13 protein-coding genes are annotated in these 13,713 nt (G+C 61.5%); 9 read left to right on the top strand and 4 right to left on the bottom strand.

What is annotated here, in order from left to right; genetic code table 11:
• The first annotated feature begins 300 nt into the window (after positions 1 to 300).
• From GA829_RS25985 to GA829_RS25955, 7 genes are all read left to right on the top strand, one after another.
• Positions 301 to 936 carry a DUF1326 domain-containing protein gene (locus GA829_RS25985; RefSeq protein ID WP_195175440.1) on the top strand — a complete coding sequence of 212 codons (636 nt, stop codon included), beginning with the start codon at positions 301 to 303 and terminating at the stop codon, positions 934 to 936.
• A 9-nt stretch (positions 937 to 945) separates the two neighbouring features.
• Positions 946 to 1,806, top strand: coding sequence for a DUF2182 domain-containing protein (locus GA829_RS25980; RefSeq protein ID WP_195175439.1), 861 nt, complete (start codon positions 946 to 948; stop codon positions 1,804 to 1,806).
• 400 nt (positions 1,807 to 2,206) lie between these two features.
• Positions 2,207 to 3,235, top strand: coding sequence for an amino acid ABC transporter substrate-binding protein (locus GA829_RS25975; RefSeq protein WP_195175438.1), 1,029 nt, complete (start codon positions 2,207 to 2,209; stop codon positions 3,233 to 3,235).
• Positions 3,236 to 3,297: 62 nt separating this feature from the next.
• Positions 3,298 to 4,485 carry an amino acid ABC transporter permease gene (locus GA829_RS25970; protein WP_195175437.1) on the top strand — a complete coding sequence of 396 codons (1,188 nt, stop codon included), beginning with the start codon at positions 3,298 to 3,300 and terminating at the stop codon, positions 4,483 to 4,485.
• A gap of 4 nt (positions 4,486 to 4,489) precedes the next feature.
• A complete protein-coding gene (locus GA829_RS25965) occupies positions 4,490 to 5,647 on the top strand; it encodes an amino acid ABC transporter permease (RefSeq protein ID WP_195175436.1) in 1,158 nt (385 codons plus the stop codon).
• Positions 5,648 to 5,725: 78 nt separating this feature from the next.
• Entirely contained in the window at positions 5,726 to 6,475 is a 750-nt protein-coding gene (locus GA829_RS25960) for an amino acid ABC transporter ATP-binding protein (RefSeq protein WP_031213892.1), read from the top strand.
• Between the two features lie 118 nt (positions 6,476 to 6,593).
• Entirely contained in the window at positions 6,594 to 7,262 is a 669-nt protein-coding gene (locus tag GA829_RS25955) for a TIGR02117 family protein (RefSeq protein ID WP_195175435.1), read from the top strand.
• Positions 7,263 to 7,295: 33 nt separating this feature from the next.
• Here the strand turns inward: GA829_RS25955 and GA829_RS25950 are convergent, their stop codons facing one another.
• Both GA829_RS25950 and GA829_RS25945 read right to left on the bottom strand, forming a co-directional pair.
• Entirely contained in the window at positions 7,296 to 8,516 is a 1,221-nt protein-coding gene (locus GA829_RS25950) for an FAD-dependent monooxygenase (protein WP_195175434.1), read from the bottom strand.
• 13 nt (positions 8,517 to 8,529) lie between these two features.
• Positions 8,530 to 8,775 (bottom strand): zinc-finger domain-containing protein, encoded by a 246-nt coding sequence (locus GA829_RS25945; RefSeq protein ID WP_195175433.1) that lies wholly within the window; start codon positions 8,773 to 8,775, stop codon positions 8,530 to 8,532.
• 145 nt (positions 8,776 to 8,920) lie between these two features.
• Here GA829_RS25945 and GA829_RS25940 point away from each other — a divergent pair, with 145 nt between their 5' ends.
• Both GA829_RS25940 and ppx read left to right on the top strand, forming a co-directional pair.
• The gene (locus tag GA829_RS25940) at positions 8,921 to 11,113 is read left to right on the top strand and encodes an RNA degradosome polyphosphate kinase (RefSeq protein WP_195175432.1); all 2,193 of its coding nucleotides are present in this window, start codon (positions 8,921 to 8,923) and stop codon (positions 11,111 to 11,113) included.
• On the top strand, positions 11,113 to 12,648 hold the full coding sequence (gene ppx, locus GA829_RS25935; RefSeq protein ID WP_195175431.1) for an exopolyphosphatase: 1,536 nt from the start codon (positions 11,113 to 11,115) through the stop codon (positions 12,646 to 12,648). Before GA829_RS25940 ends, ppx begins: the two co-directional genes overlap by 1 nt.
• A 26-nt stretch (positions 12,649 to 12,674) precedes the next feature.
• On the opposite strand, the gene GA829_RS25930 is transcribed toward ppx, so the two are convergent.
• Both GA829_RS25930 and GA829_RS25925 read right to left on the bottom strand, forming a co-directional pair.
• Positions 12,675 to 13,076: a DoxX family protein gene (locus GA829_RS25930; protein ID WP_195175430.1), complete on the bottom strand. Its 402-nt coding sequence runs from the start codon at positions 13,074 to 13,076 to the stop codon at positions 12,675 to 12,677.
• Positions 13,077 to 13,229: 153 nt separating this feature from the next.
• Entirely contained in the window at positions 13,230 to 13,652 is a 423-nt protein-coding gene (locus GA829_RS25925; protein WP_195175429.1) for a DoxX family protein, read from the bottom strand.
• Between the last annotated feature and the right edge of the window lie 61 nt (positions 13,653 to 13,713).

Genomic DNA, 13,713 nt, shown 5'->3' with positions numbered 1-13,713 from the left:
TTTGATAAGACGCTAGCCATAGAGCGGCGGCTGGGACCGTGCAACCGTTTGGCACCCGCCAGGCGGCCGGCATCGAATATGCCAAATCACCCTAGATCAGGCAGCCGCGGCCGTCTGGCAGTGGGGTCGGCACCCTGCGATGCCGGGCTATGAAGACGGTGGTGAAAGATATATGGTGATTAGCTAATATACGACCATTGCCGGATTGCCTATGCGCGCCGGACGATCGTTCCCGGCTGCGTGCGGTTCCCGCGATGCAGACATGCCAAGAGGATGAACACAGGCAAGGGGAGGAAAATCATGCCCGACGTCAAATGGACAATTAAGGCGCGCGAATTCGTCAACTGCAACTGTGCCTATGGCTGCCCGTGCCAGTTCAACGCATTGCCGACATATGGATTCTGCGAGGCAGTCGTTGGCATGGAAATCGAGCGCGGCCATCATGGCGATACCAGGCTTGATGGGTTGCGCTTCGCCGGAGTCTTTCGCTGGCCCGGCGCTATCCATCAGGGCAAGGGCGAGGCCGCGGTGGTCATCGACGAAAGGGCCAGCGAAGCGCAGCGCGGCGCGCTGCTTCGCATTCTCAGCGGCGAGGACACCGAACCCGGCGCCACCATTTTCCAGGTGTTCTCCACCACGTTGGAAAAAGTCCACGAACCGATCTTCGCCGTCATCCATCTGGAAGTCGACGTCAATGCGCGCACCGGCCGGCTGCGTGTGCCCGGCGTGACCGATGGCCACGGCGAGCCGATCAAGAACCCAGTCACCGGCGCCGTGCACCGCGCACGCATCGACCTCCCGCAAGGCTTCGAATATTCTCTCGCCGAGGTAGGACGCGGCTGGAGCAAGGCGACCGGACCGATCGCATTCGAGGTGGCGGACACCCACGCGCATTTCGCCGACATCCATCTTTCGCAAAGCGGCATAGTTCACTGACCTGACGCCATGAACGACACGGCAATCGAGGCGGTCCTGCGGCGCGATCGGGTCGTCGTGACGGTCGCGCTCGTCGTCATTACCATCCTCGCCTGGGGCTATGTGCTGTGGCTTGCCGCCGGCATGGCGATGCCCGATAGCACTCCCCCTGCCGCGTCAGGTGGCGGTATGGACATGTCCGGCATGGATATGCCCGGCATGGATATGGACGGCACCGGCGCCGCGATGGCGCCTGTGTTCCGGGCCTGGGCGCCGGCTGACTTTGCCTTCATCTTGGCAATGTGGGCGGTGATGATGGTCGGCATGATGACGCCGTCGGTGGCGCCCATGGTCCTGCTCTATGCCGGCGTTGGCCGCAAGGCGCGCATGGACGGGCGGCCGATCGCGTCGACCGGGTGCTTCTTTGCCGGTTATGTGCTCGTCTGGGGTGCCTTCTCGGTCGTTGCGACCCTGGCGCAATGGCTGCTGGCTCGTCTCGCTTTGCTTTCGCCTGTGATGGCGGCCAACAATATGGTTCTCGGCGGCCTCGTGCTCATCGCCGCCGGCCTCTATCAATGGACGCCGGTGAAAGCGGCTTGCCTCAGGCAATGCCAGACGCCGATCGCATTTCTTTCGAGCCATGGCGGCTTCCGCTCCAATCCGTCAGGCGCGCTTTGGCTCGGCATCGAGCATGGCGCTTATTGCCTTGGCTGTTGCTGGGCGCTCATGACGCTGCTTTTCGTCGGCGGCGTCATGAACGTGCTGTGGATCGCCGGCATCGCCATCCTTGTTCTCCTCGAGAAGACGGTTCCTTTTGGACGGTTGATTCCGCGCCTCTCCGGCACATTGATGGTACTTGCAGGCATCTGGCTCCTGGCTGGTACGCCTTGAATACAGGGCGGTGTGCCGCCGCCGGCGGCGAATGAAGCTCGCAATCCTGCAAGTTGATGGCGGCGGAGAGCCAGCAACGCGGAGTAAAGCCAGAGGCCGCTACCGCTGCCCAAGCGCGGCTTTGCGTTGACAGGATTATGCCGATTTCATTTGCGCGGCTTGCTACTTTCCTGGCGCGATTGTCTGCAATTCAGGCAATTGCGCCAATCGGTTTTCAAACCGCTTCGGATTCGGTCATTTCCCTTGACCTCACGGGAATTATCGCCTTCGATGCTGTTCGTGAATGGGAGGCGGCGCGTCGGTTACGATGTGGGGTTCCGGGAATGGGCCGGAATGGGAAGCTGCGTTCACACGGGAAAAGATCAGGGTTTGCCTGAAAACAGAAAAGGGTCTGTGGGTCATGAAACACATTGCAATCGGCATTCTTGGTGCCGCGACGCTTGGCATGATGGCTTCATCCGCGTCGGCTGGCACGCTCGATACCGTGAAGGCCAAGGGCTTCGTCCAATGCGGCGTTTCCACCGGTCTCGCCGGCTTTTCGGCGCCGGACGACAAGGGTGATTGGCAAGGCATCGATGCCGACTTCTGCCGCGCCGTCGCGGCTGCCGTCTTCGGTGATGGCACCAAGGTCAAGTTCACACCGCTCAGCGCCAAGGAACGCTTTACCGCGCTGCAGTCAGGCGAAATCGACATCCTTTCGCGCAACACCACCTGGACCATCAACCGCGACACGGCACTGGGCCTGAACTTCATCGGCACCACGTACTATGACGGCCAGGGCTTCATGATCAACGCCAAGAAGCTGCCGGGCGTCAATTCGGCGCTGCAGCTTTCCGGCGCTGCCGTCTGCGTGCAGAGCGGCACCACCACCGAACTCAACCTGGCCGACTACTTCAAGGCCAACAAGATGGAATACAACCCCGTCGTCTTCGAGAAGCTGGAAGAGGTCAACGCCGCCTATGACGCCGGCCGCTGCGACGTCTACACCACCGACCAGTCGGGCCTTTATGGCATTCGCCTGACACTTGGCTCACCGGCCGACCATGTCGTGCTGCCCGAGATCATCTCGAAGGAGCCGCTCGGACCTGCAGTGCGCCAGGGCGATGATCAGTGGTACCACATCGTCAAGTGGACCTATTTCGCGTTGCTCGACGCCGAGGAACTCGGCATCACCAAGGCCAATGTCGATGAAATGAAAGGCTCCGCCAGCCCTGAGATCAAGCGCGTGCTTGGCCAGGAAGCGGACACCAAGATCGGCACCGATCTCGGCGTTTCCAATGACTGGGTTGTCAATATCGTCAAGGCTACCGGCAACTACGGCGAAATGTTCGACCGCAATGTCGGTTCGGGCAGCCCGCTGAAGATCGCTCGCGGCATCAACGCGCTGTGGACCAAGGGTGGCCTGCAATACGCTCCGCCGATCCGCTGATCGAAATGTGATCCGGAAGGCAGATCGTCTGCCTTCCGGTTTCTCTTTCAGAGGATAGTCGCATGGCATCGCAGGAAGTTCTTCGCGAAGAACCCGCCCGAGGTTCCTTCATCAATGATCCAACGGTTCGCGGGATTTTCTATCAGGCAGTGGTCGTCATCGTGCTGGTGGCGGCGGTCTGGTGGATCGTCCACAACGTCATCGACAATCTGGCCCGCTTGCACATTGCGTCCGGCTTCCAGTTTCTCAAGGGGCGAGCCGGCTTCGACATCAGTGATAGTGCGATCGCCTATTCATCCGATTCAACTTATGGCCGCGCCATTTTGGTCGGCTTCCTCAACACGCTGATCGTTGCCGTAGCCGGCATTATCACAGCGACGATGATCGGCTTTTTAGTTGGTATCGGCCGGATGTCGCGCAACTGGCTGATCCGAAAGATCTGCACGGTCTATGTCGAGGTCTTCCGCAACATCCCGCCGCTGCTGGTCATCTTCTTCTGGTATTCCGGGGTGCTTTCCGTGCTGCCGGCGCCACGCGACAGCATCAACCTGCCGTTTGGCTCCTTCCTCAACCAGCGCGGCTTCTATTTTCCCCGCGCCGTCTGGGGCGAGGGCTCCTGGCTGATCTTCGTGGCGCTGGTCGTCGGCATTGCCATGGCCTGGTTCGTTGCCCGCAAAGCCAAGCAGCGACAGATGGCAACCGGTCAGCAGTTTCCTGTGCTCTGGACCTCGGTCGCGCTGATCATGGGACTGCCGTTGCTCGCCTATGCGCTGAGCGGCTTCCCGCTGACCTTTGATTTCCCAAAGCAGTCGACTTTCAACCTGACCGGCGGCTTCCAGGTCAAGCCGGAGTTCCTGTCGCTCTATCTGGCGTTGTCCTGCTACACGGCTTCGTTCATTGCCGAGATCGTGCGTGCCGGTATCATGGGTGTCAGCAAGGGCCAGACCGAGGCAGCCGGCGCGCTCGGGTTGCGGCCTGGGTCGATTTTGCGGCTTGTCGTGGTTCCCCAAGCGATGCGCATCGTCATTCCGCCGCTGACCAGCCAGTATCTCAACCTGACCAAGAACTCATCGCTGGCCATCGCCATCGGTTATCCCGATCTGACGGCAACCGCTGGCACGGTCTTGAACCAGACCGGCCAGGCAGTCGAAGGCGTCTTGATCATGATGGTGGTTTATCTCGCGCTCAGCCTGGTCACATCGGCGGTGATGAACGTCGTCAACGCCCGCATGGCGCTGGTGGAAAGGTAGGGACATGCAAGAACACGATATGTCCTGGGTTCGCACCGAAATGGCGCTGGCGCAACCGGCACCGTCCAGTGTCAGTGGCCTCGGTGCCTGGGTGCGCAAGAATCTCATCGCTTCGGCGGGGGATACGATCTTGACCATCATCGGCATCGTGCTGGTTGCCATGATCCTGCCGCAAGCCATCAACTGGGCCTTCATCAACGCGCAGTGGACGGGCACCGATCGCACCTTCTGCGCCACCGTGGCGCAGGGCGGCATCCAGCCGGATGGCTGGAGCGGCGCCTGCTGGGCCTTCGTCAATGCCAAATTCGGCCAGTTCATGTTCGGCCGCTACCCCATTGAAGAGCGCTGGCGGCCGATCCTGGTGGCTATCCTGACGATCGCGCTACTGGTGCCGCTGCTGATCCCGCGCGTGCCCCGCAAAGGATTGAACGCCATCCTCCTTTTCGCTGTGTTGCCAGTCGTTGCCTTCATCCTGCTCATCGGCGGCATGTTTGGCCTGGAACATGTCGAAACGTCGCTGTGGGGCGGCCTGCTGGTGACACTCAGCCTGTCGTTCGCCGGCATCGCCGCATCGCTGCCGCTCGGCATCATGCTGGCGCTCGGCCGGCGTTCGAAGATGCCGATCATCAAAACGCTTTGCGTGGTCTTTATCGAGGCGGTGCGTGGCATCCCGCTCATCACGGTCCTGTTCTTTGCCAGCGTCATGCTGCCGCTGTTCCTGCCGGAAGGCGTCACCTTCGACAAATTCCTGCGCGCGCTGATCGGTGTCTCGCTGTTTGCCGCGGCCTATATGGCCGAAGTGGTGCGCGGCGGTCTGCAGGCTATCTCCAAGGGACAGTATGAAGGCGCCGATTCCTTAGGCCTCGGCTACTGGCAGAAGATGGTGCTGATCGTCATGCCGCAGGCGCTGAAGCTGGTCATTCCCGGCATCGTCAACACCTTTATCGGCACCTTTAAGGACACCAGCCTGGTCATCGTGATCTCGATGTTTGACCTGCTTGGCGTCGTCAAGCAGAACTTCGCCGACGCCAACTGGGCGACGGCGCAGACGGCAAAGTCCGGCCTGGTCTTCGCTGCCTTCGTGTTCTGGCTTTTCTGCTTCGGCATGTCGCGCTATTCAATGTACACCGAACGCCGACTCGACACCGGCCACAAACGCTAAACAAAAGGCCAAGGGGACCTATACATGGCTACAGAAAATGCCGTCAGCGCGGAAGAGATCAAGGTCAACGCCGCCAAGATGCAGATTTCCACGACCGATGTCGCCATCGACATCATCGCCATGCACAAATGGTACGGCGAGTTCCATGTGCTGAAGGACATCAATCTGAAAGTGATGCGCGGCGAGCGCATCGTCATCTGCGGTCCCTCGGGCTCCGGCAAATCGACGATGATCCGCTGCATCAACCGGCTGGAAGAGCACCAGAAGGGCAAGATCATTGTCGACGGCAAGGAACTGACCAACGATCTCAAGAAGATCGACGAAGTGCGCCGCGAGGTCGGCATGGTGTTCCAGCACTTCAACCTGTTCCCGCACCTGACCATCCTGGAGAACTGCACGCTGGCGCCGATCTGGGTGCGCAAGACGCCGAAGAAACAGGCCGAGGAAATCGCCATGCATTTCCTCAAGCGCGTCAAGATCCCGGAGCAGGCCAACAAATATCCTGGGCAGCTTTCCGGCGGCCAGCAGCAGCGCGTGGCGATTGCCCGTTCGCTGTGCATGAACCCGCGCATCATGCTGTTCGACGAGCCGACCTCGGCGCTCGATCCGGAAATGATCAAGGAAGTGCTGGAGACGATGGTGGGTCTGGCCGAAGAAGGCATGACCATGCTGTGCGTCACCCACGAAATGGGCTTTGCCCGCAAGGTCGCCAACCGGGTGATCTTCATGGATCAGGGCCAGATCGTCGAGCAGAACACGCCTGCGGAGTTCTTCGACCATCCGCGCCACGAACGCACCAAGCTGTTCCTGTCGCAGATCCTGCACTGATCGCTCTCGCACCAGTCAAAAGAGCCCGGCTGAAACATCGCCGGGCTCTTTTTCGTATGGGTGTACAGAAGGCGGGTTGTTAGGGCCGAGCCGAGGTGTGTTTGCAAGGCCGCTGGCGATGAAGAAGTTCGGACGTTATCTAGGCTTTCTCTTGATCATGGTGGCACTCGCCGTGACGCTGGGCACATTCGTGCCGAGACCGCTCTTGCGCGCTGCCGGGGAGCAGTCTGTCGCGACACGTCACATCCTGGTTCTGAAAAACCCGATCCACACCGATATCGCCATCCCGGTCGATGATGCGGTGCGTCAACGCTTCCGCTTCCTCGTCGAGGCCGGCGTCCCCACCGACATGCCCGAAGTGCGCTACATCGTCTTCGGTTGGGGCGGCCGCGCATTTTACCTGGAAACACCGACCTGGTCGCAGTTGAAGGCAGTGCCGGTGATGAAGGCGCTGACGATCGACACCTCGGTCATGCATGTCGATATCACCGCCGACATCGCCGAGCCGCAAGCCAACGTTGCCGGTTTCGATATCAGTGAAGAGCGTTTTGCGGCGCTGCTCGATTTCATCGACGCGAGTTTTCAGCGCGGACCGGCCGGTCCGCTCGTCATCGAGAATGCCGCCTACTCCAATTTCGACCGGTTCTTCGAAGCCAATGGCCATTTCAACGCGCTGGTCGGTTGTAACACCTGGACCGCCGCGGCACTACGCGCCGCTGGTCTGCGCACCGGCTGGTGGAACCCGCTGCCGGTATCGCTCGGCCTGTCGATGCGGCTCTACAATTAGCGGCCTTCAGTCGGCATCGTTCGGCCTGGCCAGTCAGGGCAGTATCTGCGGCTGCCAGCCATAGAGCCAGTCGAGATCGGCGGCGAGTTTTTCAGGCGAACGCATTTTCAGGAACAGGTTGCGAGCCATCGCCACCGGTCCGGCCGCATGCCAGGCGAGGCGGTTGACGACGCCGCGGCGGGCGGCCTGGGCGACACGCGACCGGCGGGACTGCTCCCAACTGGCGAGTGCGCCGGGGCGGTCAGCAGGGAAGGCGGCGACGAAGCCGGCAAGTGTCACCGCATCCTCGATCGCCATTGCCGCACCTTGCGCCGCGAACGGCGTCATCGCATGCGCCGCGTCACCGATCAGCGCGATGCCATCCTGTGCCGTCCACGGCTGCTTTGGATCGACCGTATGGATCGGCCACGCAGTCCACGGGCCAGCCAGTTCGACCAGCCGCATCAGCGCGGGCGACGCACCCCGTGCGGCGCTCGCCAGGATTTTCGCATCGGCATTGCCGGACCAGCCCTCGGCGATCCGCTCGCCCTTGGTGAAAGCGGCGAGATTGAAAGCAGCACCATTGCTGACGGGATAGGCGACCATATGGAAGCCTGGATGCAGGAAGGTGGTGACGCAATCGGCCGCACCGACAGCCGCGAAGGCGGTGCCGGCAACGCTGTCGGCGGGGATCGTGGCGCGCCAGGCCAGTTCGCCCGAAAACCTGCTCTGTGAGGCGGTTCCGCCAAACCCGCGCACCGATGACCAGACGCCATCTGCACCGACCAGCAGGAAGCCTTCGGTGTCGACGATCTTGCGGCCGATCCCGGCTCTCATCGTGACAACGAGTGAACCGGAGGCAACGCTGCTGACCTGCGCGCCGGTGTTGATGTGGATGCCCGGCATACCGGTGACGCGTGCCATCAGTGCGCTCTGCAAATCGGCGCGGTGAGCCACGAGATAGGGGGCCTGCCAGCGCGTTTCTGCTGCTTGCCCAAACGGCACGCGCGCCAGTTCGCGCAAGGTGCCTGCGTCCTTGAGCACGACGGCGTCAGGCCGCACGGCAGCCGGTAGCAGGTGATCGAGCACACCAAGTTGGCGCAGGATGCGCGTCGCGTTGGGAGAAAGTTGAATGCCGGCGCCTGCCGCTTCGAGTTGCTGGGCCTGCTCGAACACGTTCACCACATAGCCGCGCTCGGCGAAAGCAATGGCCGCGGTCAGTCCGGCGACGCCAGCCCCGGCGATAAATACCTGCCGGGAGCGCGTATCGTCCATGGCTAGTGGCGAATCAGGCTGCCTGATCGATATAGATGCACCCGGCCGGCAGCGTTTCGCTTGCCTTCAGCTTGGCTGAATAGCGGTAAAGCGTCGAGCAATAAGGGCATACCTTTTCATTGTCGTCACCCATGTCGAGAAACACATGCGGATGGTCGAAGGGCGGGTTGGCGCCGGTGCACATGAATTCCTTGACGCCGATGTCGATCGCCGGATGGCCCGCATCGTTCTGGAAATGGGGAATGGAACCGCCTGCCATCATCGTCTCCTTTAGCGCATTCTGCTCAGCGTTTGGATCATAACAGGTCTCTTTGCAAGTTCGATGAAATGAAACTGTCGCAAAAGCCTGTCAGAGGATAAGTTAAGCCGGTTAACCGGCTGGCGGTGCGGGAAGAGCAGGAACCATGAACGAACTGAAGCCGGTGCAGAGCGAATTCGTCCATACGCAAACGGCAAGTCCGGAAGGCAATCCGGATCGTTTCGTCAATCGCGAGTTCTCCTGGCTGCAATTCAATCGGCGCGTTCTCGAAGAATCGCTGAACCTCAATCATCCGCTCCTGGAGCGTGTCCGCTTCCTGTCGATCTCGGCCGCCAATCTCGACGAGTTCTTCATGGTGCGTGTCGCCGGTCTGGCCGGCCAGGTGCGCGAGGGGATCACGCTGAAAAGCCCTGACGGTCGTACCCCAGAGCAGCAACTCGAACAGCTTTTGCGCGAGGTCGAGCGGCTGCAGGAGGACCAGCAGAAGAGCCTGTCGGCGCTGACCGTGTTGCTCAACAAGGAAGGCATCGAGAGCATCACCCGTGATGCGCTGACCAAGGATGAAAAGGTCTGGCTTGAAGACCATTTCCAGGAGCAGGTCTTTCCGGTGCTGACACCGCTTTCGATCGACCCGGCCCATCCATTCCCGTTCATCCCAAATCTTGGTTTCTCGATGGCGCTGCAATTGCGCCACCGCAAGAACGGCGAGGAGATGAGCGCGCTGCTACGCCTCCCGGTGGCGCTTAAGCGCTTCATCCGCTTGCCGGACCGCAAGCACCACGTCCGCTTCATCCCGCTGGAAGAGGCCGTCGGGCTCTATATCGGCAAGCTGTTCCCCGGCTACGAGGTCAAGGGCTCCGGCACGTTCCGCATCATCCGCGACAGTGATATCGAGGTCGAGGAAGAGTCCGAGGATCTCGTGCGCCTGTTCGAGACGGCACTGAAGCGTCGGCGTCGGGGTTCGGTGATCCGCATCGAATTCGACATGCTAATGCCGGCGGAATTGCGCGAATTCGTCGCCGGCGAGCTTGGTGTATCGTCGAGCCGTATCAGTGTGCTGACCGGTCCGCTGGCGCTCAGTCAGATTTCCGAGATTGTCGCCGTTCCACGCGACGACCTGAAATTCGTTCCATACAATCCTCGCTTTCCCGAACGCATCCGCGAGCATGGCGGCGATTGTTTTGCTGCCATTCGCGAGAAGGACATCGTCGTCCATCACCCCTACGAATCGTTCGACGTGGTCGTACAGTTCCTGCGTCAGGCGATGGCTGATCCCGAAGTGGTGGCGATCAAGCAGACGCTCTATCGTACCTCTAACGACAGCCCGATCGTGCGCGCGCTGGTCGACGCGGCCGAGGCCGGCAAGTCTGTAACGGCGCTGGTCGAGCTCAAGGCGCGCTTCGATGAGGAGGCCAACATTCGCTGGGCGCGCGACCTTGAGCGCGCTGGCGTGCAAGTCGTGTTCGGCTTCCTTGAACTGAAGACCCATTCGAAAATGTCGCTGGTTGTGCGCCGCGAGGACGGCAAGCTGCGCAATTACGTGCATCTCGGCACCGGCAACTATCATCCGGTCACCGCGCGCATATATACCGACCTGTCCTTCTTCACCACCGATCCGACCATCGCCCGCGATGTCGCCCAGCTATTTAATTTCATCACTGGATACGCCGAGCCGACGGACGAGATGCGGCTGGCGATCTCACCGTTCACGCTCAGAAGCCGCATTCTGAAGCACATAGCCGATGAGGTTGCTCATGCGCGGGAGGGCCGCGCATCGCGCATCTGGATGAAGATGAACGCACTGGTCGACCCGATCATCATCGACGCGCTCTATGATGCCAGCCGCGCCGGCGTCGAGATCGATCTCGTCGTCCGTGGCATCTGCTGCTTGCGGCCGCAGGTGCCGGGCCTGTCTGAGAACATCCGCGTCAAATCGATTGTCGGCCGTTTCCTCGAACACAGCCGCATCTTTTGCTTTGGCAATGGTCACGGGCTGCCGTCGGATGAGGCGATCGTCTACATCTCTTCAGCCGATCTGATGCCGCGCAATCTCGACCGTCGTGTCGAGACCATGGTGCCGATTACCAATCCAACTGTGCATGAACAGATTCTGGGCCAGATCATGCTGGGCAACATCATGGACAACCAGCAAAGTTTCGACGTATTGGCAGATGGGACCTCCCGGCGCGTGGTGCTGGAAGAGGGCGAGGAACCGTTCAACGCGCAGGAATATTTCATGACCAATCCGAGCCTGTCCGGACGGGGTGATGCGCTGAAATCGCACGCGCCGAAACGCATCGCGCAGTTCAAGCGCCGCAAGAAGAACGCCTCGGCCTGATGCTGTCTGATTCCCAGGGCCGGCTGCAGGACCGCCGACCGCTGTCCATCATCGACATCGGATCGAACTCGATCCGCCTTGTCGTTTATGAGGGGCTGGCGCGCTCGCCGACCATGCTGTTCAACGAAAAGATGCTGGCCGGCCTCGGCCGCGGCATCGTGTCGACAGGCAAGCTCGATCCCGAGGCGGTGACGCGCTCGATGGAGGAGTTCCGGCGCTTCAGAGCGCTCTCCGAGCAGGCCGGCGCCGAGCACATGTATGTGCTGGCCACCGCCGCCGCGCGTGAGGCGATAAACGGTCCCGATTTCATCCGTCGCGCCGAGGATGTCCTCAAGACCGAGATCCGCGTTCTGACCGGCCGCCAGGAAGCGCATTATTCGGCGCTTGGTGTCATTTCCGGTTTCCACCCAGCCAATGGCATCGCCGGCGACCTTGGCGGCGGGAGTCTCGAGCTGGTCGATGTCAACGGCGAGGCGATTGGCGACGGTATCACCCTGCCGCTCGGCGGCCTGCGCCTGCAGGACATGGCCAAGAACTCGCTGGCTCAGGCGGCGAAGATCGCGCGCGACGAACTGGCGCGGGCGAAGTTGTTGAAAGGCGGGCAAGGCAGGCCTTTCTACGCGGTCGGCGGCACCTGGCGAAATCTCGCCCGGTTGCACATGGAAATGACCAACTACCCGCTCGGCGTTATGCACCACTATGAGATTGGCATCGAAAGCGCAGCCAATTTCCTCAAGCAGGTGGCGAAAGGTGAGATCGAGAAGGTCAAGGGCATCGAAGGCGTCTCGAAGAACCGCCGTTCGCTGCTGCCTTATGGCGCCATTGTGCTGCAGGAAATCATGGCGGTCATGCAGCCGTCGAAGATCATCGTCTCGGCGCTCGGGGTGCGCGAGGGCTTTCTCTATTCGCTGCTCGACGAAGTCGAAAAAAAGTCCGATCCGCTGATCTCCGCGTCAGAGGAGTTGGCTCGGCTGCGCTCGCGCTCCGTCTCCCACGCCCATGAACTGGTCGAGTGGACGGGCAGGACCTTTGCCTCTTTTGGTATCGAGGAAACCGAGGACGAGGCGCGCTACCGGCATGCGGCGGCATTGCTGGCCGATATCGGCTGGCGCGCGCATCCTGAATATCGCGGCAGGCAGTCGCTCAACATCATCGCTCATGCGTCCTTCTACGGCGTCGACCACCCCGGCCGGGCCTTCCTGGCGCTGGCCAATGCCTATCGTCACGACGGCATCTTCAACGAGGCGATCGCTCCGGAAATCAAGGCGCTGGCAACGCCACGCTATCTCGAGCGGGCGCGCGTGCTGGCCGCGATGATGCGCGTCGTCTATCTGCTGACGGCATCGATGCCCGGCATCATGCCTCGGCTGAAATGGGAAAATCGCGGCAATGGCGTGCTGGCGCTGGTGCTGCCGGCATCGCTGGCCGATCTCTATGGCGAGCGGCCGGCCGGCCGGCTGGCGCAATTGGCCAGGATCACCAACCGCCGCCTCGTGCTGGCGGTCGAGGGCGGCCCTAGCATGACGGTGAAATAGCCCGATCCGCCCTGGAACCACCGAGTTCAGGAACGACGGCTGTCGACCGAAACAGCGCCGGCGCCTGCCACGGCCAGCGCCAGGAAGCCGCCTGATATGGCGATATCCTTCATCAGCATCTGCTGGTGCAGGAACGCGAGCATCGCATCGCCGCCGCCTTGGCCATAATGGCCGATGAAGCCGGCAACCAGGCAGAAGGCGGCGAGCAGCAGCGCGACGACCCGTGTCTGGAAGCCGACAAGGACAAGCAGCCCGGCAAGCAGCTCGAACAACCCAGTGCCCCAGGCCGCCAGCATGGGCAGGGGCAGGCCGAGGCCGGCGAAATAGCCTGATGTACCGGCGATGTCACCCAGCGCATGGAAGCCCGAGGGGACGAACAGGGCGGCGAGCAGTATTCGGGAAAGCAGAAGCAGCGCGTTGCTGGGCATGCCATCACCTCCGTTGCCGGCAAGCGGGCCTAATGGCCCCACTGGTTGCCGCGCGCCTTGATCCTATCAGCAATCAACGCGTGCGATAAACCGACAACGAAAAAGCGGCGCGGAAAATTCCGCGCCGCCCAAGCGTTGGATACCGGTAGTCGCTCAGCCGCGCTTGGCGTCGACCGAATAGGCGCCAGCGCCGAGTACCGAAAGCAGCAGGAAGCCGCCGGTGATGCCGAGGTTCTTCTGCAGCATCAGCATCTGCATCTGGTCCGCAAAGTCGAGATGCGCGATCGCCGTGGCGGCGAGCGTGAAAATGCCGAGCACGATCGCCACGATCCGCGTCTTGAAGCCGACCAGGATGGCGAGACCGCCAAAGAATTCAAGCAGGCCCGAGCCGACCGCGGCAACCGTCGGAAGAGGCAGGCCGATGCTGCCGAACCACTGTGCGGTGCCGGAAATGGCCGTCAGCTTGGCAAAGCCCGAGAGGATGAACAGGACCGACAGAAGCACCCGGCCAGCCAAGATCGCGGCCGAGGCATTGGAAGCGGCGCCGGAACCGGCGACCGAGGAATTGATGGACATTGAGATACTCCGGATGGGGTTGATGTCCCGGAGATAACGCATCTCGACTGTTCACCAAAGA

Source organism: Mesorhizobium sp. INR15 (assembly GCF_015500075.1).
Lineage (GTDB): Bacteria > Pseudomonadota > Alphaproteobacteria > Rhizobiales > Rhizobiaceae > Mesorhizobium.
Note: the sequence above shows the minus strand (reverse complement) of the source record. Positions and strands in the feature narration are given on the sequence as shown.